Here is a 21,659-nt window from a genome sequence, read left to right on the forward strand (position 1 = left end):
CATCCGGCCCTGGGGCAGCAGCACTCGCCCCGCGCTCCCAGCGGCGCCAGCGGGACCACCATTACGGCGACGGCCAACGCGCCGATCCAGCTCACCCCCTCGACGATCGGGCGCCAGGGGCGTCTCCCAGCCAAGTCACCCCCGAATGGGCCCGGCTCATTCGAAGAACTTCAGGCTCCACCCCGTGTCGGTGTTCGCGCCCGGGACGTTCGCCCGCCGGTAGGTCGTCGACCCCCACCAGCAGAACGTTCCCGTGTACCAGTACCGGTTCGCCCACGAATACGGCGTCCCCTTGGCGACCGCGTGGTACATCAACGGGAACTTGGGCCCCGCAGGCGGGCTCGTCGCGATATCGCCGTTCAGCAGGACGAAGCTGTTGTGGCCGGGCCCGTTGACGTACAACGTCGGGTCCCAGCCCGCCATCATCGTGGCCCGGTTCGAGCCGAACAGGCAGCCGTTGGACTTGTACCAGTCCCACACGTACGTCGGGTCGCCGCCGGCGCGCAGGCGCAGCTCCGCGATGCAGTACTGGTCGCTCCAGCTCCCGTTGGCCGAATAGACGATGTGCAGCTGCCCGTTCGGGTCCTTGATCGCCTCGGGGGCCTCGTTGATGTACGGGTTCCCGACGACCCGCTCCCAGCTCTCCCGCGGCTGCGAGATCACGTACCGCGCGCCGGACGGCGTCGTCGGGGTGCTCATGCGGGCGATGTACAGGTTCTGCTCGACGTTCGTGTCGCCGGCCCAGCCCGACCAGACGAACCACCGCTGGCCGCCGAAGGTGAACATCGTGCCGTCGATCGCCCACTTGCCGTCGGGGAGCGCGAGCTGCGTTTCCGCCGTGTAGCCGCTGTCGGCGACGGCCGAGCTGATCACGTACATCCGGTGCGCCGCCCCGGTTCCGGCCGTGAAGTAGACGTAGAACCGGCCGCCGTCGGTGACGATCTCCGGAGCCCACACCTCGCCGAGGCCGCGGCTGTCCGACCAGATCCGCCGCGCGGGCGCGCTCGCCAGCCCGTCGGTGGACGCGGCCTGCCGCACCACGATCCCGCCCCCGGACGACTGGACGGCGACGTAGGTGGACCCGACCCGCAGCACGCTGGGATCGGCCGCGCGCAGAGCGGTCTGCCCGGCCTCCGCGGTCCCGGTGGTCGCGGCGGCGAGGAGGGCGAAAACGAGAACGAGGCGGCGGAACACGGCGACCACATCCCTCGGTCGATCCAGACGGGGGAACTGAAGGATCACCCGCGACCGGCCGCGTCCGGTAGAGCTTGCTCGATCAAGGTGGCACCAGATTGGTCTGAACCGGTGAGCTGAGATCATGGTCCCGCCCGCCCCTCGCCCCACGGAGGACCCCGATGACCACGCCGGCTCGCGACGCACTGGTGGCCGTGGCCACGCTCCTGGCCCCGGACACCCCCGAGGTCCCCGCCCGGGCGGCGGCCGCCCTCGACGACCCCGCCGCGTACGTGCGGGAGCACGCCGACCGCCTCGACGACCGCGGCATCGACGAGCCCTTCGACGGCCTCCCGTGGATCGCCCTGGTCGACGCCCTCGCCGACCACGGCCTGCTCGCCGAGGTCGACTGGAAGGAAGCCGCCGACGAGATCACCGCCCAGCTGCGTGCCCTGCGCTCGGCCCCACCGGCCGATGAGCTGTGGACGTCTCTGGCGGCGAGCGAACTCCCGACGTACGACTTCCTCGAGACGGCGGGGAACCGGCTGCGCGAGACGGGAACGGCGCTCGCGGTCCTGGACATCGAGTCGGACTGCTACCCGCTCGTCCTCCTGCCGGCGACCGACGCGGAGACGCTGACGACTTCCGCTACGGCAGCGGGCTTCACGGCGGAGGTGCTGGGCGGATAGCTCAGAACAACGTCGCCGGCTCGATCGGTTCCGGCTCCGGAAGCGCCTCGAGATCCGGCACCAGCGCCCGTACGTCGTCGTGGAAGCGGCGGGCCAGTGCCGGGGCCTCGTCGTTGTCCGGGGTGTGCACGAAGACCGTCGGTGTCCGGTCCTCGCGCAGCCAGCCGGCGACCACCTCGGTCCACGGCTGCCAGCCCGCGACCGTCTCCTCCACCGAGTCCCGGCCCAGGTAGCGGACCACCGGCTGGTCGGTCAGGGCCCGCGTTCGCCGCGGTAGCCGCGGTTTCTTGCCCCACGCCTCCTGCTCGGCCTCGCTGATCGGCGGGCTCGCGAAGAAGACGGTGGTGTCGAACGGCACCCACTCGGCCTCCGCGCCGGCGAGCGTCCCCTCCAGCAGCGACGTCGAGCGCGGGTCGGTGAAGAACTCGGGGTGGCGCACCTCCACCGCGCGCCGGAGATTGGCGGGGAGGCGGCGCAGGAAACGGGCGAGGGCGTCGACGTCCGCGGGGCCGAACGAGCCGGGCAGCTGGGTCCACAGGACCGCCCGCTCACCCAGGGGTTCGATCGCGTCCAGGAACGCCCGCATCTCGGTCTCGACCCCGGTGAACCGGCGCTCGTGCGTGACGACCTTGGGCACCTTGACCACGAACCGGAAGCCGGGGCCGGTCTGCTCCGCCCACGTCTCGACGGTGCCGCGGGCCGGCGTCGCGTAGAACGTCGTGTTGCCTTCGACCGCGGTGCACCAGCCGGCGTAGGCGCGCAGGCGCTCCTTGGCCGGCAGCGACGGCGCCAGGAACCGCCCCGGCCACGCCTTGTGCGTCCACATCGCGCAGCCGACGTGCAGACGTGCCACCCGCGTCAGCTCCCGTCGAAGACCCCTTGCCGTGGTCGGATGGTACCGCCCCGGCGCGTCAGCGAGTCCGTGCTCCCCGCTTCTCCGCGGTGCAGCGGGCCGGCTTCACGGCCGTGACCGTCGACTCGACGTGCATGTTCTGCGGCGACCAGGAAAACACCGGGCCCGGCCGCAGCGGTCCCGATGTTCCCTTGTGGGCGGGGGTGATTTCCGGGATCCAGCGCTGCCAGCGGTCGATATCCGTGTGCAGGCGCCGGATTTCCGCCGGCGGCGCCTTGATGAGCACGCTCGCCCGGCTGATCACCGGCGCGATTTCGCTCAGAAGATGGCCAGCGGGTTCACCGGCAGCCCGGTGGTGCCAAGGATGCGCGGAACCGCGGCCACGAAAAGGAATGTGCAACGGCCCTGCTCCCGGCAGACCGCCGCGAGTTCCTCGCCGCGGGCGCCGTCGATCAGCACCAACCCGAGGCGGGCGAGGCCCAGCCGGTGCAGGGCGCCGGGGAAGTCGTCCTGCACCGGCGGCGACGCGTCGCCGATGTCCCCGGCGTAGACGGCGATCCCGTGGTCGTGCATCCACCGGACGGCCCCGGAAGTCATTCCCGGCAGCGCCCGGCCGTGGTCGGGGACCCGGTCCCAGCCCGCGCGCACGACGAGCGCGTCACCCGGCTCCACCACGACGTCCGCCCGCGCCGCCGCCGCGTCCAGGTCGTCGGCCGTGACCGCGTGGCCGTCGGGCAGCTTGCCGTCCGGGGCCAGGTCGAGCAGCACGCCGCGGGTCACGATCCCGTCGGCGAACACGTCCGCCGCGCAGTGGGTCACGCCCGCGGGCCCGGAGCTCTCCGCCTGCGCGATCCCGGGGTAGACCTGCCCGTCCACGACCATGTGCGACAACGCATCCAGGTGCGTCACCTCGGGGTGGTGCGTCGTGACCAGCATCAGCTCGGCCATCGCCAGCGGCGGCGAGCCGGTGAACGACATGATGGTCTGCACGCCGGTGGTGTCCGCCCGCAGCGCGGCCATCGGCCCGCCCATCAGCGGTGCGGTCGGGGTCTTGCGCGCCAGCGACACCGTCAATCCCTTGCGCGCCTGGGCAACGCCGCGCGCGCGGGCCTCGGCGGTGATCAGGTTGACGGTGCCGAGCTGATCGGTGGCACCCCAGCGTCCCCAGTTGCTGGGGAACTCTTCGGGGTTCTGAACCATGACTGCTTCCTTCGCTCGGGAACAACGCCAAGATCGTCACCGAGCGGGCCCGCGGCCACCAGCCCAGCCGCTGCCCGTTCGGTGCCCACTCCGGTCGGCGGCGATGGATACAGTCGGGTGCATGACATCACTCGGCCGGACCGTGCGGGAGCTGCAGCGGCGGGCTTTCACGGGGCGGGACGAGGAGGTCGCCCTGTTCCGCGACGCGCTGGGCGCGCCCGGCGTGCTCTTCGTGCACGGGGTCGGCGGGGTGGGCAAGAGCGCGTTGCTCGACGTCTTCGCCGACGTGGCGGCCGAGAAGGGCTTCGAGCCGGTCCGGGTCGACGCCCGGCACCTGGCCCTCGGCCGGGCAGCCCTGCCCGCCCCGGCCGGCGACGTGCTGCTGATCGACACGTACGAACTGCTGGAGCCGGTCGACGACTGGGTCCGCGAGCAGTACCTGCCGTCCCTCCCGGCGTCCTGCCTGGTGGTGATCGCCGGGCGGCGCTCTCCGGGGCCGCGGTGGCGCGCGGACCCGGCCTGGCGGACGCTGACGAGGGTCGTCGCGCTCGGCAACCTCTCGGCCGAGGAGGGAAGCGCGTACCTGACCACCCAGGACGTTCCCGGCGAGACGCACGACCGGTTGCTGAAGATCAGCCGCGGCCACCCGCTCACCCTGTCGCTGATGGTGGACGCCGTACGCCGCGGTGCCGCGCCGCGGACGCTGTCGGACCTGCCCGACGTCGTGGGCCCGTTGCTGGCGCAGATGCTCGACGAGGTGCCGAGCGCCCGGCACCGCACGGCGCTGGAAGTGTGCGCGCTACTGCTCGTCACGACCGAGGACCTGCTGCGCTCGATGGTCGGCGGTGACGCCGGCGAGTTGTTCGCCTGGCTGCGCACGCAGGCGTTCGTCGACGAGTCCCCGTACGGGCTCTACCCCCACGACGTGGTCCGCGACGCCATCACCGCGGACCTGCGCTGGCGCGATCCCAGCCGCTACGCCGACCTGTACCGCCGGAAGCTCGCCGTGTTCCACGACCAGGTCCGGGCGACGGCGGACGAGCGGGAGCGGCTGGACCTGGTCGTGCTGACCGTCGTGCTGAACGGTGCCCGTTCCCCGTTCGCGGCGCTGGCGTCGCTGCCGCCGACGATGGGGGCGCACGCCGACGGGCTGCGCGACGGCGACCGGTCGCCGATCGTCGCCATGACCGCCGAGTGGCAGGGGAGCGCGCAAGCCGAGCTGGTGGCGCATTGGCTGCGGCGCCGGCCCGGGGACTTCCGGGTCTTCCGCACCGAGACCGGCGAGCCGCGCGGTTACGGCGCCTGCCTGGACCTGACCGAGGCCGACCTCGGCGTCGACCCGGGTACCGACGCGATGTGGGGCTACGCCGCGAAGTTCGGGCCGCCACGCGCCGGGGAACGGGTCCGCGCCTGGCGGTTCTTCCTCGACCGCGACCACGGACAGCGCCCGTCCCCGTCGCTGACGCTGTTCGTCGCGTGGCAGATGCTGGACATCCTCCTGGTCGGCGCCGGCACGGCGTGGAGCTTCGTCGGCGCGTTCGGCGACGGGGAACTGTGGGCACCCGCGATGGAATCCCTCGACTTCTGGGCGGCCACCGAAGCCGGTTACGAAGTCGGCGGCGCGCGGTTCCCGGTGTTCGCGCACGACTGGCGCCGGACCGGCATCACGACGTACACGGACCTGCTGCACACCCGCCGGCTGGGCGCGCCGGCGCGCCCAGCCGGGCAGGACCTCGACGAGCCGGTGCTGTCCGAGCCGGAGTTCACCGACGCCGTCCGCTCCGCCCTGCGCACCCTGCACACGCCGGAACTCCTGCGCTCGAACCCGCTGCTGCGGTCACGGCTGGTCCGGCAGCACGAACGAGCCGGCCGCACCCCGGCCGAGATCCTGCGGGACGTGCTCGACGAAACGGCCGCCACGCTGAAGCCGGATCTCGGCGTGCTGATCGAGCGCACGTTCCTGCGCCCGATCGGCGTCCAGGAGCGCGTGGCGAACTCCCTGCACCTGTCGTTCAACACCTACCGGCGGCACCGCGACAAGGCGGTCGCGCAGCTGACCGAACTGCTGTGGGCCCGCGAAACCGGCTGATCAAGCCGGCAGCCAGTCGGCGAGGGCCGGGTGGCGGCGGAGGGCGACGAAGACCGCCTTCTCGTCCGCGGAGCGGGCCGGGTCGAAGAGGACCTCCGCGCCGCCGGGCCCGACAGCCAGTTCGGTCTCGCGGCTGCGGCGGGTCGCCCAGCGGCGGACGCCGGCCGGGTCGGTGTAGGACACCGTCACCGTCGAGCCGACGATCCGGGTGCCCGACTCGTCGCCCGCGAGGCGGAGCTTGACGTCGACCACGGCCGCGGGCACCCGGCAGCCGTGGGCCAGCAACCGGTCGCGGGTCGCGGCCAGCCGGGTCTGCCGGCGGCCGTCCGCCACGGCCCATCCCAGCGTGAGCAGCGTCAGCCCGAGCAGCAGCGCGGGCGCCCACCAGTCGGCGTAGTAGCACACCCACGCCCAGAACCCCCAGGGTTCGTCGTGGTGGAAGACCGGATCGACCGCGGTGCCGACGGCGAGCGGCGGAAGCCAGTCCCGGGCCGAAACCGCAACGCCCACAGTGCTTCCGCCCAGTGCCAGGACCGCCGGGAACACCGGCCCCGACGGGCGTGCCCGGTAGCGCCGCGCGGCGGCACCGGCCAGCGTCGCCGCGAGGAGGCAGCCGAGCAGGCCGAAGGTGCCCCACATGACGACGTAAGGCGGGTCTCCGTCCCCGCGGTCGTCGAAGACGCTGTCGATCGCCGTCGTCCGGAACTGCTCGAGGATCCCGCCGAAGCCCAGCCCGGCCAGGACACCCAGGGCCGGCGTGGTCACCGACGCCACCGCGATCCCGGCGAGCAGCCAAGGGTTCTCGTGCCACCGCTCAAGACGCTCTCGCCGGGCCCGCGCCGGATCCACCGTGTTCACCACGCCCACCTCCGTTCGGCGGGGCCCAGCCTCCCCCGGGCCGGGCGCTACCGAACCCGGGTTTCGGGCACGCGGCGACGCGGGTGCCGGGGTGCGGCACCCGCGTCGCAGGGTGAAGGTCAGGAGACCTGGGCGACCTCCGTGTCCGTCAGCGCCTTGCCGACCACGCGGACGTCGTCGACCGCGCCGGGCCAGAAGTCGACGTTGCGGCCGTCGTACTTGGCCCGGCCGACCGTGAACGCGCCGGTGCTGACCAACGCCGGTCCGGCCGGGGCGGTCGCGACCTTCACGCCGTCCACGTAGAGCCGGATCTCGGTGCCGGCCCGGACGCCCGTCAGCTCGTACCAGCGGCCGGTCTCCGGCACGACCTCGTACCGGGCCCGGTTGCCGCCGGGCGTGCTGAACGCGAACGCGCCCTGCCCGTACTGCAGGTAGAACGGGCTTTCCCGGTCCCGGCCGTCCTGGCTCACCGCGGTCGCGTAGTTGCCGGGCAGCTGGTCGAGCCGCACCTTCGCGGACACGGTGTAGTCGCCGGTCGTGTCGACGACCGGGCCGTAGGTGTCGGCCGAGCCGCCGCTGAACTGCAGCGCGCCGTCCTTGAAGGCCGCCCCGGTCGGGGTGAGCGTCAGCGGGTTCTTGCCACCGCTCGAGTCCTTCGCGGTCGTTCCGCCTCGCTCGTCGAGGTTCCACGAGCCCTTCCCCGCGTACGGGTAGGGCTTGCCGGCGCCGGCACCGGCTTCGATCACCCGCCGGTTGATCTCGCGGACCGGACCCGGGTCGACCTTGATGCGTTTGCGGTCGTAGGTCCAGAGCCCGTTGAGCTCGCCTTCCAGGTCGGTGACCTGCGTGTACACCGACGCCGACAGCTCGGCCCGAGCCTGCCCGAGGTAGAACGTGCGGGTGTTGTCGACGTACTTCGCCGTCAGCGCCGCCTTGTCCGCCACCCCGCTGTAGATCGCGATCGGCGCACCGGGCCACTGGTGACCCGGCGTGCGCAGCGTGAAGCCGCCGTGCTCACCGTCCATCGCGACGCGCTTGCCGTCCGAGGCCGCCGGGTCGGTGTTGTTGTAGTCGTGGTGGTCGATGACGTCGCCCGCGCCCGAGTCACCCTTCGAGGCACAGCAGTTCACCCCGCTGTGGGCGTTGACGATCCGGCTCGGGTCGGTGGCCTTGACCTGGTCGGTGATCCGGCCGGTCGCGGTCTTGTCCCACTCGCCCCAGCCCTCGTTGAACACGATCCAGGCGTAGACCGACGGGGAGTTCTGCAGCTGGTGCATCTCCTCCAGGCCCTGGCTGAGCCACGCCTGCTGCGCCGCCGGGTTGGTGCCGTCCTCGACGGACACGAAGTCCTGCCACACCAGCAGTCCGAGCTGGTCCGCGTGGTAGTACCAGCGGGCGGGCTCGACCTTGATGTGCTTGCGGACGGCGTTGAAACCGAGGTCCTTCTGCGCCTTCAGGTCGAAGACGAGGGCCTCGTCGCTCGGCGCGGTGTTCAGGCCGTCCGGGTAGAAGCCCTGGTCCAGCTGCATCAGGTTGAAGATCGGCTTGCCGTTGAGCGTCAGCTTGGGCGTGCCGTTGACGTTCGTGATGCCGGTGGACCGCATGCCGAAGTAGCTCTTGACCCTGTCGCCCCCCAGCTTGACCTCCAGCTGGTACAGGTACGGGTCGTCCGGCGTCCACAGGTGCGGGTTCGGCACCGGAATCTTCAGGTTCGCGTTCGCCGGCCCGGTGACCGCGGCGACCTGCCGGCCACGAGCGTCCTTGGCGACCGCCGTGACGGTGGCGTTGCCCGCGGACTTGACGGTGAGCGCCAGCGAGTTCGTCGTGAGGTCGGGCGTCGTCTTGATCTCGTCGATGCCCTTGTCCGCCACCGGTTCCAGCCACACCGTCTGCCAGATGCCCGACGACGGCGTGTAGAAGATGCCGCCGGGGTTGGCGGACTGCTTGCCCTTGGGCTGGTACGGGCCGGTCGTGTCGGTGACGGCGACGACGATCTCCTGCTCGTCACCGCGCTTGAGCGCGTCGGTGATGTCGGCGCTGAACGCCGTGTACCCGCCGGTGTGCTCGGCGACGACCTTGCCGTTCACCCAGACCTTGGCCTGGTAGTCGACCGCGCCGAAGTTGAGCTTGAGGCGCTGCCCGCCGCCGATCTTCCAGTCGCGCGGGACGCTGACCGTGCGGCGGTAGAACATGTGGTCTTCGTGCCGTTCGAGCCCGGAGAGCTGCGACTCGATCGGGAAGGGCACGATCACCTTCTCGGGCAGCTTCTTGCCGAACGCCGGCTGCTGGGCCTCTGTGGCGGCCGAGAACTCCCACGGGCCGTTGAGGTTGACCCACTTGTCGCGTTCGAGCTGCGGCCGCGGGTACTCCGGCAACGGGTGGCGCGTGTCGACGTGCTCGCCCCACGGCGTCTTGAGCCGTTCGGCCGACGCGTTCGCGACGATGCGCGCGGCTTTGCCGATCTTCGTGCCGTCCACCGCGAGCGCGCCCGCGCCGTCGTAGTAGAGGGTGACCCGCTGGCCCTTCAGGACCGCCTCGGCCAGCCGGATGGTGACCCGGCTGCGGCTCGCGGTGAGGGACGAGACCGGCATCGGCGTCGCGTCGACCTCGATCCGCAGGTGGTCCGCCAGGTCGCCGGTCCCCGAGACGCGGCCGTCGAAGTCGGCCGTGAGCGTGCGGCCGTCCTGGGAGACGTCCGCGGTGCGCGGCACGGCCCGGAAGCCGGCCGGCGGCGTGAACGCCGAGAGCGGCACGATCTGCTTCGCGATGGCCGCGCTGGACCAGCGCAGGAACATGTTCGCGCCGCCGGTGTCCTGGAACATCTCCAGCTTGAAGTCGTGCTGCGTGCCGGCGGCCAGCGTGACCGGAGCGCTGGTCTGCTCCTTGTCCCAGTCGCCGACCCAGTGGTCGATCACCGGCGCGCCGTCGATGAACAGCCGGAACCCGTTGTCACCGATCGCGTAGAAGGTGTAGTCCCCGGTCTGCGGCACGGCGAGCTGCCCGCTCCACCGGGCGGTCGTGTTCTCGGTGCGCCCGGTGACCAGCCCGAAGACCGAGGTCAGGTCCGGGTGGTCGACCTCCCCGTCGAGCGCGGTGCCGGCCAGGTTCGCGAAGTCGTGCGCACCCGGCGCCGACATCGTGAAGTACTCGGCCTTCAGGCCGTGCACGGCCTCGGCGGCACTCGCGGGCGGCGTTCCCGACGCCACGCCCAGCGCCACCAGCAGGGCCAGGAGGACAGAAGCGGCTCTTCTCATCGGCGGGGACCCTTCACTTTTACAACGTTGTAAAACGCTCCTGGTGAGATCCAATCAGATAAATCGGACTCCTGTCCAGGCCGTCTCCCGGGGCGGCCGCTCGTCTGATCACGGGTGGTGGGCCGGTTGGCACCGAGCAGGCTTGACGGCGGTGGGCGCGGGGGTGCGCGGTGGAGTGGCTGCCGGTGGCCGCTCGTCTGATCGCGGGCGGTGGGCCGGCCGGCACCGAGCAGTCCTGACGGCGGCGGCTGCCGGTGGGGGCGAAGGGGAGCGCGGGGTGCGCCGTGGAGCGGCCACCGCCCTCAAGCCGGTGGCCGCTCGCTGAACTCCCCGCGAACCCTTCACCTTTTACCGTTGTCCTCCCCGGCGAACGCGGGAACCATTCACGTTCGTCCCGGCACTCGGCGGAGGGAGCGACATGCGCGTGCGAAAGCTGCTCGTGATCGGCGCGGCGGTGACCACACTCGTCAGCGGGATAGCAGCCCCGGCATCGGCCGTCGTCAGCGCGGTAAGCCTGGAGGGCGCCAGGAACTTCCGCGACATCGGCGGCTACCCCACGACCGACGGCCGCACGGTCCGCACCGGCGTCGTCTACCGGTCCAACAAGCTCTCCAACCTCACCGACGCGGATCTCCAGCGGCTCACCGCGGCGAACGTTTCGCTGGACGTCGACCTGCGCAACGTGCAGGAGCGCCACGACGAGCCGGACCGCGTACCCGCGGGGGCCCGCTACCAGGTGGCCGACGTCGTCTCGCTCGCGCACGGCCTGCGGTTCCACGACAACGCCGCCGTCACGCTGGTGAAGGCCGTCGCGGCCGGGCTGCTCAACGGATCGGACAACCTGGGCCAGTCGATCGGCTACCCCTTCATGGTCGACTTCGTCGGCGCGGACCACGCGTTCGGCGACCTGCTGCGCGCCATCGCGGCGAACGGTTCCGGCGCCACCGTGTTCCACTGTTCGGCGGGCAAGGACCGCACCGGCTGGGGTACGGCGATCCTGCTGAGCCTGCTGGGCGTGCCGCGCGCGACTGTCGAGGCCGATTTCCTGCTCAGCAACGAAAAGCTGGGCGACCCCGAGGCTGTCGAGCTGAGCTGGCTGCGCGCGGCTTTCGCCGAGGTCGATCACCTGTACGGATCCATGGACGCCTACGCCCGCCAAGGCCTTCGCCTCGACGACGCGACCATCGACGCGCTGAAGGCCCGCCTGCTGGCCTGACCCCCGGCCGGACTCAGCGAGCCGCGAGCGCCCGGCGCACCTCCTCCGCGCCCAGCACCACGTGGGAGTGCAGGGAGCCGACCTCGTCGATCTCGATCTCGACCACGTCGCCGGGGCGCAGCCCGAGGTCGAGCCCCGGCACGACGGACGTGCCCGTGGAGAGCACCGCGCCGTCGGGGAAGTCGTTGTCGCGCCACAGGTATTCGACCAGCCCCGCCGGTTCGCGGTTGAGCTGCGAGGTGTTCGCTTCGCCGGCGAACACCTCGTGGCCGTCGCGGCGGATGCGCATGCGGAGCCCGAGCGACAGCGGGTCCGGCACCTCCCAGGCCGGGCGCACCCGGGCCGACACCGCGCACGAACCCGTGTAGATCTTGGCCTGCGGGAGGTACAGCGGGTTCTCGCCTTCGATGCTGCGGGAGCTGACGTCGTCGACGACCACGTACCCGGCGACCTCCCCGGTACTGGTCAGCAGCAAACCGAGTTCCGGCTCCGGCACGTTGTTGGCGGAATCGGCGCGGACGGCGATCGGTTCGCCGTCGGTGACGACGCGCCACGCGGCCGACTTGAAGAACAGCTCCGGCCGCTGGGCGCGGTACACCCGCGCGTAGACGTCCTCGTCGGTGCTCTCCTCACGGCGGGCTTCCTCGGACCGCTGGTAGGTCACGCCGGCGGCCCACACCTCCATCCGCCCGTCCAGCGGCGGCAGCAGGCGCGCCCCGCCCACGGGTGCGCCGGCGGCCTCGGTCAGCTCGCGGATCTCCGCCACGGAGCGGCGCAGCAGGTCACCCATCGACGCCACCGCGAGCGGCCGCAGTTCCGCGTCGGCGAGCAGGCCGACGCGGACGCCGGTTCCGTCGGAGAATCGCACCAAGTGGCTCAAGCCGGACCTCCTGTCACCGGGTTTCGAACACCCCGTAGCCCGCGACCGCGTGGGCGCGGACGCCGTCCATGTCGAGTTCCACGCCGATGCCGGGCGTGTCGGGGAGCGTGATGTAGCCGTCCTTGACGATCGAGCCGCTCCCGTCGGGGACGTGGACGTAGCTGTCCCACACCGCGCGCTCCTCCAGAGCGTGCCACTCCTGGACGAAGAAGTTGGGGATCGCCGCGCACTGGTGCGAAGTCGCCATCGTGCCCAGCGGCGTCGACACCAGGTGCGGGGCGAACGGGACGTAGTGCAGCTCCGCGAGGTTGGCGATCTTCTTCGCCTCGGCCAGGCCGCCGCACTTCGGGACGTCCGGCTCGATGAAGTCCACGGCGCCGCGTTCGAGCAGTTCGCGGAATCCCCAGCGCAGGTAGAGGTTTTCGCCCGCGCAGATCGGCGTGCGGGTCTGTTCGCGCACCCGCACCAGCGCGTCGACGTTCTCCGCCGGCAGCGGCTCCTCGAGCCACATCAGGTGGAACGGCTCGAGCTCCCACGAGATCCGGCACGCGCTCGGCACGTCGTAGCGGGCGTGCAGGTCGATGGCCAGGTCGACGTCCGGGCCGATCGCTTCCCGGACGGCGGCCACGCGCTCGACCATCGAGCGCAGCTCGGCGGCGTTGACGGTGTGGTTGAAAGCGTCGAACTTGGCCGGGTGGTGCAGGTCGTCGATGTCGAACTTGAGGGCGGTGAAGCCTTCCGCGACCATCCGCTGGGCCCGGTCGACGCAGCCGGCGACCGAACCCGCCGGGTCGTCGCCGTCGCCGCAGTCGGCGTAGAGGCGGACGCGGTCGCGGAACTTCCCGCCCAGCAACCGGTACACGGGCTGACCCGCGGCCTTGCCCGCGAGGTCCCACAGCGCGAGTTCGATCCCGGACAGGGCGATCACGAACACCCCGCTCTGGGCGCCCGCGAACACCTTGCTGCGGCGCAGTTTCTCCCAGCACCGTTCGACGTTGCGCGGGTCCTCGCCGAGCAGAAGGGGCGTCAGGGACTCGATCATCCCGACGACGGCACCCGCGCCGGCGTCCGGATTGGCCTCGCCGAACCCGCTGAGGCCCTCGTCGGTGTCGATGCGCACCAGCGTGGCTTCACCGTGGTAGGCGACCACCGCCGTCGTGATGTTCACGATCCGCATTGCTCTCCTGCCGCAGGGTCATGCAGATGAACGGGCTAACGTGAAGTGCAACTTGTCCGATAAGCTGATGACATGCAAAGGAGACAAGAGTCTCCGGACGCTGTCAAGGTCCGGACCCTCCCGGTGCAGGTGGCCGCCCACCTGACCCGCCGCATCGTCAGCGGCGGGTTCGAGGACGGCCGGGCTCCGTCCGAACTCGACATCGCCGGTGAGTTCGGGGTTTCTCGCGTGGTGGCGCGGGAAACGCTCAAGATCCTCGCTTCGCTCGACATCGTCGACGTCGCACAGGGCCGCCGGGTCGTCGTGCGCCCCCGCGCGGAGTGGGACTACCTGAGCCCGTTGCTGATCGAGTGGCTGCCCACGGAGATCGTCGACGAGCTGCTGCAGGAACTGCACCAGATGCGCGCGCTGCTCGAACCCGAGCTGGCCGCGATGGCCGCGGCCGGCATCACCGACGAGACGCTGGCCCGGCTCGGGGACGAGGTCGAGCGCATGGCGGCGCTCGAGACCGATCCCGAGGCCTACCTCGAGGTGGACCACGAATTCCACATGGAGATCTGCCGGGCGGCCGACAACCGCATTCTCGACCGGATCATGTACTCCGCCCGCTGGCTCGGCACGGCCAGCCGGCGCCTGACCAACGAGGCACCGGCCGGCCTGCGCCGCGCCACCGCGCAGCACACGAAGATCTACGAGGCCCTCGTGGCGCGCGACCCGGAAGCGGCCCGCGCGGCGATGCGCGAGCACCTGAGCAACAACTTCTCCACGCTCGTCGCGGAGAAGGAACAGCGAAGCAAGCGGGCCGCCGAGCGGCGTTAGCAGACTGCACGACCGAGTTCCGGAACCGATGACGAGGACGGACAGGTATGGCGGCACCGGCTATCCCGCCGATCCGGCTGGGGCTGATCGGCACCGGGCTCGCGGTCGAAAAGCTGCACTGGCCGGCGTTGCGCACGCTCACCGACCGGTTCGCGCTCACCGCGTTCACGGACTCCTCCGCCGAGCAGGGCCGGAGGTTCGCCGCCTACAGCGGAACCGATCCGGCCCGCGCCACCGCCGACCGGGCCGCGTTGCTGGCCCGCGACGACGTCGACGCCGTGCTCATCTCGGTGCCGATCCCGCACCTGTACGAGGTGGCGCGAGACGCGCTCGCGGCGGGCAAGGACGTGTTCTGCGAGAAGCCGACCGGCGTCGACGCGGGGCAGGCGGAAGACTTCCTGGTGCTGGCGGCCGGGCACCCGGACCGCACCTTCATGGTGGGGGAGAACTACTTCTACCGCGACGACCTGCGCTACACCCGCGCGTTGCTCGACAGCGGCGCGATCGGCCGCCCGCACCTGATGGCGTGGCGGCACGCCGGGCAGTCGGTGCCCCGGCCGGGCGGGTTCACCAGCACGCCGTGGCGGCAGCGGCCGCAGTACCGCGGTGGGGTGCACCTCGATTTCGGCGTGCACCACATCGCCCAGATCCGGCTGCTCTGCGGCGACGTCGCCCGCGTGCACGGCGCCGTGCAGACGGCCAACAGCACGATCGACGGACCGTCGGACCTCACGCTCAACCTCGTCTTCACCGGAGGCGCCATCGGCAACTACACCGCGTCCTTCCCGGAAATCCCGGTGCCGCCCGAACCCAACGACATGCGGCTGTACGGCACCGAGGGGGTGCTCGTGCTCGCCGGATCCGACGCGGAACGCCGTGTGACGCGCAGCAGCCCCGACGCCACCACGCACACGACCGTCTTCCGCGGCATCGACAACGGCTACCGCGCGGAACTCGCCGACTTCGCCGACGCCGTGCAGTTCGGGCTGCGGCCGGTCGGCAGCGTCGCGCAGAGCGTCGCCAACGCGATGGTCGTCCAGCGGGCGCTCGACTCCGCGGAACAGGCAGCCGCCCTGACGCTCGACCCCGTGCCCGGCGCGGGCGCGGTGCCGCTGTGGCGGCCCCGCGGCTCGACCGGGCTGTTCGACGGGCTGCCAGGACAACGCAGCAGCAGTACGGCGTCCTTCGCCGCGTGAACGACCCGCAGCGCGGTACTCGCCGCGCTGTCCCGCCGGTTGCAACGTCGCCCGTCGGTACGAGGAGTTGTCATGGAAGAGAAAACTGACCTGTCGAGGCGCACGTTCCTCGGAGTGAGCGCGCTGGGCGTGCTCGGTCTCGCCGGGTGCGGGAGCGGTCCCGCACCCGCACCGCAAGTCGACGTCCAGGTGCCGCAGGCACTGCTCGACCAGGCGGCGCGGCTCCGCGGCGGGTCCGTGGGGATGTTGTCGCAGAAGCTGTACTCGGAGGCCGCCAACAAGGCGCTGGACAAGTCCCTGCAGGTGTTCGCCCAAGCCACCGGCACCACGATCCGCAACGACCTCGTCTCCGGCGACGCCGGTGACATGGTCGCGAAGATGGACGCCGAGGTGAAGGCGGGCACCAACCGCGACCTGGCCTTCTTGAGCGACCGCCGGTTCGTCGGCCAGCTCCACAACCTCGGCGCCCTCACCGACGTCACCGACGTGGTCGAGGAGATGAAAGCGCTTTACGGAGAGCCCGCGACCGAGGCGAACGACTACTGCGTGTTCGACGGGCGCTGGTTCGCGATCCCGTACCACTTCATCGCGTCCGGGATGTACCTGCGCAAGGACTGGTACCAGGAAAAGGGTCTCCCGCTCAAGCCCTACTACACGTGGGAAGAGCTGCGCGACAACGCGTTGGCGGTCTCGGACCCGGCGAAGCGGCGCTTCGGCTGGGGGCTCACGGTGAACCGCTCGGGTGACGCCAACGGCTTCATCCAGAACGTCGTCAACACCTACGGCGGGGCGATCGCGGACAACACCGGCACGAAGGTGGTGTTCAACTCGCCGGAGACCGTCGCCGCCGTCACGTTCATCGGCGACATCTACACGAACCCGAAGTACCGGCCGATGCTGCCGCCCGGGATCGGCAGCTGGACCGATTCGAGCAACAACGAGAACTGGCTGGCCCAGATCCTCGGGCTCACGCTCAACCAGTTCAGCGTCTACGCCGATTCGAAGACCAAGAAGAACCCGGTGTACGCCAACACGCACGTGTTCAACGGCGCCACCGGACCGGCGCTCGACCGGCCGCTGGCGTTCGGCGAGTCGAATTCGTTCGTCGTGTTCAAGGGAGGGAAGAACCCCGACCTCGCCAAGCTGGTCGCGAAGTTCATGGCCGGCGGGAGCGCGCTGCTCGGGGTCGCGAAGGAAGCACCGTGCCTGGTGAACCCGTCGTGGAGCAAGGTGTGGGACTCCGACCCGTATTACACGAGCGGTGACCCGGCCTACCCCGCGTTGCGGGAGCAGACCCGCGCGCAGCTCCCGGTGACCACCAAGACCGGGTACGCGTTCCCCCAGGCCCCGAGCCCCGGCGAGCAGGCCGCCCTCGCCGCCTACCTGCTGACCGACATGATGCAGTCGGTCATCCAGGGCACCCGGCCGGCCGACGCCGTCGCCGCGACGCACACCCGGATCGTCCAGATCTTCGAACAACAGGGCTACCGGCAATGACCACCCTGCGTCCGCGCCCGGCGCCGGCCCGTCCGGCGCCGGCCGCGTCGTCCTCGCTCACGCCGACGCAGCGGCGGCTCGGGCGCGACTGGCGCCTCGCCGCGGTGTTCATCGGGCCGACGCTGGTGCTCGTCGCCGGCCTGATCCTCGTCCCGATCGTCAGCTCGATCTTCACCAGCACCACCGAACGCCACGGCGCGGAAACGGTCTTCGTCGGGCTGGACAACTACACCGCCCTCGTCGGCGACGGCTTGTTCCACCAGGGCGTGCTCAATTCGTTCGTCTTCACCGCCTACGCCGAGATCTTCAAGGTGACCTTCGGGCTCATCGCGGCGTTGATGCTGCACCACATGCGCCGCGGCAAGGCACTGGTCGCCGCGGTGATCCTGCTGCCGTGGGTGATCCCGACGGTCGTCACGGCCTTCACCTGGCGCTCGCTGCTCGACCCGATCTTCGGCAGCGTCAACGTTCTGCTGACCGACTCCGGGATCGGCCCCGGCCTCGCCGCGATCGGGCTCGTCGACAAGTGGCCCGCGGAGTGGCTGTCCGATCCCGCGCTCGCGATGCCGGCGGTCATCCTGGTCAACGTCTGGAAGGGCATCCCGTTCTTCACGGTGACGTTCCTCGCCGGCCTCAAGGCCATCGACCACGGTCTCCACGAGGCGGCGATGGTGGACGGCGCGTCGCAGTGGCAGCGCTTCCTGCACATCACGCTGCCGGGGCTGCGTCCGGTCATGATCGTCACGGTGCTGCTGTCGTCGATCTGGACGTTCAACAACTTCGACCTGATCTGGCTGATGACCCAGGGCGGCCCGGGGGACGCGACCGCCCCGTACGTGATGGTGGCCTACTCCAAGGCCATCCAGCAGCTGCAGCTGGGCGCGGGCGCCGCGGTCACGCTGGTGATGCTGCCGGTCATCGCGATCCTCGTGGTGCTCCTCGTGCGGATGATGCGCCGCGGCGACCAGCCCGGCGCGGCCGACCTGGGACGCACACGGCTGACTCCCGCGCAGCGCAAGGCTTTGCCGTGGGCGGTCGTCGTGGTCGCGCTGCTCCTGCTGGCCTGGGCGTCCCCGCACATCGTGTGGAAGGCCGCGCTCGTGCTCGGCGTGTTCGTGGTGCTGGCCGCGGCCCTCGGCAGGGTCGTCTCCGCGCTCGCCATCCGGGGCAACCGGGTGGCGGCCCGCCTGGTCGGCGGCGCCGGGTCGGGGCTCGCGCTCGTGGGGCTGCTCGGCTTCGTGCTCGCGCCGCTCTACTGGATGACGGTCACGGCCTTCAAGTCCGACGACCAGATCGTCGCGCGCACCGACGACCTCTGGCCGACCCCGTGGAGCACCGAGCAGTTCACCAACCTGTTCACCGGCCGCGCGTTCGGCACCTGGTACCTCAACACGATCCTGGTGTCGGTGGCGTCCACCGTGATCGCGCTGGTCTGCGCGGCGCTGGCCGGGTACGCGTTGGCGCGGCTGAAGTTCCGGGGTTCGGAGAGCTTCACGGTGACGATCCTGCTCACCTACGTGATGCCGGGCGCGCTGCTGTTCATCCCGCTGTACCAGCTGATGAGCGGGATCGGGCTCAACGACTCGTTGTGGTCGCTGGTACTCGCCTACCCGACGTTCACCCTGCCGTTCGCGACGTGGCTGCTCGTCGGCTACTTCAAGTCGATCCCGGCCGACCTCGAAGAGGCCGCGCTGGTCGACGGCTGCACGCGGTTCGGGGCGTTCCGCCGGATCGTGCTGCCGCTGGCCAAACCGGGCCTGCTCGCGGTCGCGCTGTTCACGCTCACCAACGCGTGGAACGAGTTCCTCTTCGCCTTCGTGTTCATCACCAAGGACGACTACAAGACGCTGCCCGTCGGCATGCAGTCGATGATCTTCGGCGACGTCGTGCCGCAGGGCCAGCTGGCCGCGGCCTCGCTGCTGATCAGCATCCCGGTCGTGCTCATGTACGGGTTCGGGCAGCGGTTCCTGACCGAGGGCCTCACGGCCGGGGCGGTGAAGGGGTGATCACGGAGGAGCACGTCGCGACGGCGTCGCGCCCGAGCGACCTGCGCATCACCGACCTGCGGGTGGCGAACCTGACCGGCGTGCCGTTCCGCTCGTCGATCATCCGGATCGACACGAACCAGGGCCTCGTCGGCTACGGCGAAGTGCGCGACGGGGCCAGCGCCACCTACGCGCTCGTGCTCAAGAGCAGGCTCGTCGGCGAGAACCCCTGCAACGTCGACAAGATCTTCCGCAAGATCAAGCAGTTCGGGCACCACGGCCGCCAGGGCGGCGGGGTCTCCGGCGTCGAGATGGCGTTGATGGACCTGGCGGGCAAGGCGTACGGAGTGCCGGCGTACGCGCTGCTCGGCGGCCGGTTCCGGGAGGAGATCCGGTGCTACGCGGACACGCCGTCGCTGCCGGACCCGCACGAGATGGGCGCCCGGCTGCTGGAGCGCAAGCGGCGCGGGTTCACTATGCTGAAGATGGACATCGGCGTCGACCTGCTGTGGGAAGTGCCGGGGGCGCTGATCGCGCCGCCGGGCGCCCGCGCGGACGACACGACGATGCACCCGTTCACCGGCATCCAGGTGACGGCCACGGGTGTCGACCACCTGGCGTCCTATGTGGACACAGTGCGGTCCGTCGTCGGCTACGACGTCGCGCTCGCCGCCGACCACTTCGGCCACATCGCCCTCGACTCGTGCATCCGGATCGGCCGCGCGCTGGAGCCGTTCACGCTGGCGTGGATCGAAGACCTGATCCCGTGGCAGCTGACCGACCAGTGGCGCCGGCTCACCGAGGCCGTCGCCGTCCCGACGTGCACGGGGGAGGACATCTACCTCTTGGAGGGCTTCCGGCCGTTGCTGGACGCGGGCGCCATCCGCGTCGTGCACCCCGATCCGGCGACGTCGGGCGGGATCGCGGAGACCAAGCGGCTCGGGGACTACGCGCAGGAGCGCGGGATCGCGATGGCGCTGCACCTGGCGGCGTCACCGATCGCGACGATGGCGTGCGTGCACCTGGCGGCCGCCACGGAGAACTTCCTCGTGCTCGAACACCACGCGGCCGACGTGGAGTTCTGGAGCGACCTCGTCACCGGCCCGCTGATCCGGGACGGCCACATCACGGTGCCGGACACACCGGGACTGGGCTTCGGCGACCTCGACGAGGAACTGGTGCGCCACCACCTCGACCCGCGCGACCCGGTGTTCTTCGCCGAAACGACGCACTGGGACGCGGAGTCGAGCCACGACCGCCTGTGGAGCTAGGCGCGGCCCTGTTCGGCGCGCCACCGTTCGTACTCGGGCCGGGCCTCGTCCGACAGCGGGTAGTACCGCCGCAGGTCGCCGCCCTCGGCCAGCCGGATCCGGGAGAACTCCTCCCATTCCGCGTGCTCCTCGGCGTGCGCCACCAGAGCCGGGGCCAGCTTCACCGGCACCACGACGGCCCCGTCGTCGTCGGCGACCACGATGTCCCCCGGTTCGACGAGCGTGCCCCCGCAGGCGACCGGCACGTTGACGGCGACCGGCACGATGCCGGTCTGGGTGTGGAAGTTCGGGGTGGCGCCCCGGATCCACAGCCCGAGACCGAGCTGCTTGGCCTCACCGGTGTCGCGCAGGCACCCGTCGACGACCACGCCGGCACCGCCGCGGCCCTTGAAGTAGGTCAGCATCATCTCGCCGAACACTCCGCTGCCCATGTCCCCGCGCGCGTCGACGACGATCATGTCGCCGGGCTGGGCGTGGTACATGACGTGCCGGTGCAGCTGCTTCTCCGGCTCTTCGTATTCCTCGACGGGGTAAAGGTCTTCCCGCTTCGGCAAGAACTGCAGCGTGAGCGCCGGCCCGGCGACGCGCACACCGGGCGTCACCGAAACGGGCCCGCTGATGAACGCGCTGCGAATCCCCATCCGGCTGAGCTCACCACTGGCGGTCGCGCTGCCGATCTTCGCGAGCGCCGCACTGAGCTCGGCGGGCGGGCGGACGATGTCGTGCGTCTCGACCACTTCGGTGGCTCCCTCGGATCCGCGCTGACTTCCGGTTCCAGCCTAGCCCGGCTTTGGCGTATCCGGCCCGTTTCGTTCGTGGGTGGTGTATTCGAGTTCGTCGAGCCGACCGCCACCGTCACGTTGTCCGAGTGCCCAAAGGAGGCTCGCGGGTCGCGCGACACCCCTGGGACTGGCCCACTGGAGGTGGTCCACGCGGTGTTCTACATCTTCGCCGACAGCGGGTGGCGCGCCGCCTCCCGTGGGTGGAGGGGAAGCTCACTCCCGAAGAGGAGATCGCCGAGCGAGAGCGAGGCGGCGTCGCAAAGCTGCGGCGGCGGATCGTTCAACGCACCGACCGAAGGCTGCGCTTCATGCCGACTCGGTGGCCTCACTGTGCTCGAGGAGCCGGTCGCCTGCCTTTGAACGCGGCGACGTAGCTGCGGGAGCACCGCGGGGACGGTCACAACGCCGCCTTGCTTGCTAACGGGTCGGTGGCACCGAGGCCCGCGGCCTGCTAGCCCTGTTCCTCTGCATGAGGACGTAGGAGTTTGGCTGGGTCTACCACCTGTCGAAGGCACAGCTGTCGAGTGTCATCGACGGGTTATGCCACTGTGGTCCGGTGGACACCGTCGGCAGTTTCACCGACGCCGACCGGGTAGCCAAGGAGAGAGAGTCGAGACTCTCACCGATGAGCCGGCGGTGCATCCGTACGAGGTGCTCACCGTGGAGGAGCTCGACGCGCTGATCGCCGCTGCGGCCCAGGAATCCGACACTGACCGAGCG

17 protein-coding genes are annotated in these 21,659 nt (G+C 70.9%); 8 read left to right on the top strand and 9 right to left on the bottom strand.

The window, feature by feature from the left end; translation table 11 throughout:
- Nucleotides 1-156: 156 nt before the first annotated feature.
- On the bottom strand, nt 157-1,194 hold the full coding sequence (locus MUY14_RS00925) for a glycoside hydrolase family 43 protein (protein WP_247019800.1): 1,038 nt from the start codon (nt 1,192-1,194) through the stop codon (nt 157-159).
- Nucleotides 1,195-1,355: 161 nt separating this feature from the next.
- Here MUY14_RS00925 and MUY14_RS00930 point away from each other — a divergent pair, with 161 nt between their 5' ends.
- Nucleotides 1,356-1,862, top strand: coding sequence for a DUF6630 family protein (locus MUY14_RS00930; RefSeq protein WP_247019802.1), 507 nt, complete (start codon nt 1,356-1,358; stop codon nt 1,860-1,862).
- Nucleotide 1,863: 1 nt separating this feature from the next.
- On the opposite strand, the gene MUY14_RS00935 is transcribed toward MUY14_RS00930, so the two are convergent.
- The 3 genes from MUY14_RS00935 to MUY14_RS00945 all read right to left on the bottom strand — a co-directional run bounded on the left by MUY14_RS00935 (nt 1,864) and on the right by MUY14_RS00945 (nt 3,915).
- A complete protein-coding gene (locus tag MUY14_RS00935; RefSeq protein WP_247025556.1) occupies nt 1,864-2,688 on the bottom strand; it encodes a DUF72 domain-containing protein in 825 nt (274 codons plus the stop codon).
- 85 nt (nt 2,689-2,773) lie between these two features.
- Nucleotides 2,774-3,019 (bottom strand): SRPBCC family protein, encoded by a 246-nt coding sequence (locus tag MUY14_RS00940; protein ID WP_247019804.1) that lies wholly within the window; start codon nt 3,017-3,019, stop codon nt 2,774-2,776.
- A gap of 14 nt (nt 3,020-3,033) precedes the next feature.
- Nucleotides 3,034-3,915, bottom strand: coding sequence for a cyclase family protein (locus MUY14_RS00945; RefSeq protein ID WP_247019806.1), 882 nt, complete (start codon nt 3,913-3,915; stop codon nt 3,034-3,036).
- Nucleotides 3,916-4,036: 121 nt separating this feature from the next.
- Between MUY14_RS00945 and MUY14_RS00950 the strand changes: the two genes are divergently transcribed.
- The gene (locus tag MUY14_RS00950; RefSeq protein WP_247019808.1) at nt 4,037-6,004 is read left to right on the top strand and encodes an ATP-binding protein; all 1,968 of its coding nucleotides are present in this window, start codon (nt 4,037-4,039) and stop codon (nt 6,002-6,004) included.
- Here MUY14_RS00950 and MUY14_RS00955 read toward each other — a convergent pair whose 3' ends face one another.
- Together MUY14_RS00955 and MUY14_RS00960 are read right to left on the bottom strand one after the other, a co-directional pair.
- Nucleotides 6,005-6,865 carry a hypothetical protein gene (locus tag MUY14_RS00955; protein WP_247019810.1) on the bottom strand — a complete coding sequence of 287 codons (861 nt, stop codon included), beginning with the start codon at nt 6,863-6,865 and terminating at the stop codon, nt 6,005-6,007.
- Between the two features lie 116 nt (nt 6,866-6,981).
- Nucleotides 6,982-10,116, bottom strand: a complete 3,135-nt coding sequence (locus MUY14_RS00960; protein WP_247019812.1) for a LamG-like jellyroll fold domain-containing protein — start codon at nt 10,114-10,116, stop codon at nt 6,982-6,984.
- Between the two features lie 418 nt (nt 10,117-10,534).
- Here MUY14_RS00960 and MUY14_RS00965 point away from each other — a divergent pair, with 418 nt between their 5' ends.
- Complete coding sequence (locus tag MUY14_RS00965; protein WP_247019814.1) at nt 10,535-11,332, top strand: tyrosine-protein phosphatase; 798 nt, start codon at nt 10,535-10,537, stop codon at nt 11,330-11,332.
- 13 nt (nt 11,333-11,345) lie between these two features.
- Here the strand turns inward: MUY14_RS00965 and MUY14_RS00970 are convergent, their stop codons facing one another.
- Together MUY14_RS00970 and MUY14_RS00975 are read right to left on the bottom strand one after the other, a co-directional pair.
- Complete coding sequence (locus tag MUY14_RS00970) at nt 11,346-12,212, bottom strand: fumarylacetoacetate hydrolase family protein (protein ID WP_247019815.1); 867 nt, start codon at nt 12,210-12,212, stop codon at nt 11,346-11,348.
- Nucleotides 12,213-12,225: 13 nt separating this feature from the next.
- A complete protein-coding gene (locus MUY14_RS00975; RefSeq protein WP_247019817.1) occupies nt 12,226-13,389 on the bottom strand; it encodes a mandelate racemase/muconate lactonizing enzyme family protein in 1,164 nt (387 codons plus the stop codon).
- Between the two features lie 72 nt (nt 13,390-13,461).
- On the opposite strand from MUY14_RS00975, the gene MUY14_RS00980 reads away from it, so the two are divergent.
- The 5 genes from MUY14_RS00980 (at nt 13,462) to MUY14_RS01000 (ending at nt 20,157) form a co-directional block, all read left to right on the top strand.
- Nucleotides 13,462-14,208: a FadR/GntR family transcriptional regulator gene (locus MUY14_RS00980; protein ID WP_247019819.1), complete on the top strand. Its 747-nt coding sequence runs from the start codon at nt 13,462-13,464 to the stop codon at nt 14,206-14,208.
- Between the two features lie 47 nt (nt 14,209-14,255).
- A complete protein-coding gene (locus MUY14_RS00985) occupies nt 14,256-15,404 on the top strand; it encodes a Gfo/Idh/MocA family protein (RefSeq protein WP_247019821.1) in 1,149 nt (382 codons plus the stop codon).
- Between the two features lie 72 nt (nt 15,405-15,476).
- Complete coding sequence (locus MUY14_RS00990) at nt 15,477-16,901, top strand: ABC transporter substrate-binding protein (RefSeq protein WP_247019823.1); 1,425 nt, start codon at nt 15,477-15,479, stop codon at nt 16,899-16,901.
- A complete protein-coding gene (locus MUY14_RS00995) occupies nt 16,898-18,907 on the top strand; it encodes an ABC transporter permease subunit (protein ID WP_247019825.1) in 2,010 nt (669 codons plus the stop codon). Before MUY14_RS00990 ends, MUY14_RS00995 begins: the two co-directional genes overlap by 4 nt.
- Nucleotides 18,904-20,157, top strand: coding sequence for a mandelate racemase/muconate lactonizing enzyme family protein (locus MUY14_RS01000; protein ID WP_247019827.1), 1,254 nt, complete (start codon nt 18,904-18,906; stop codon nt 20,155-20,157). The genes MUY14_RS00995 and MUY14_RS01000 overlap by 4 nt, the downstream gene beginning before the upstream one ends.
- Here MUY14_RS01000 and MUY14_RS01005 read toward each other — a convergent pair.
- Nucleotides 20,154-20,894 carry a ribonuclease activity regulator RraA gene (locus tag MUY14_RS01005; RefSeq protein ID WP_247019829.1) on the bottom strand — a complete coding sequence of 247 codons (741 nt, stop codon included), beginning with the start codon at nt 20,892-20,894 and terminating at the stop codon, nt 20,154-20,156. The genes MUY14_RS01000 and MUY14_RS01005 overlap by 4 nt on opposite strands.
- Nucleotides 20,895-21,659: the final 765 nt, after the last annotated feature.

The organism is Amycolatopsis sp. FBCC-B4732, from assembly GCF_023008405.1.
GTDB classification, from domain to species: domain Bacteria; phylum Actinomycetota; class Actinomycetes; order Mycobacteriales; family Pseudonocardiaceae; genus Amycolatopsis; species Amycolatopsis pretoriensis_A.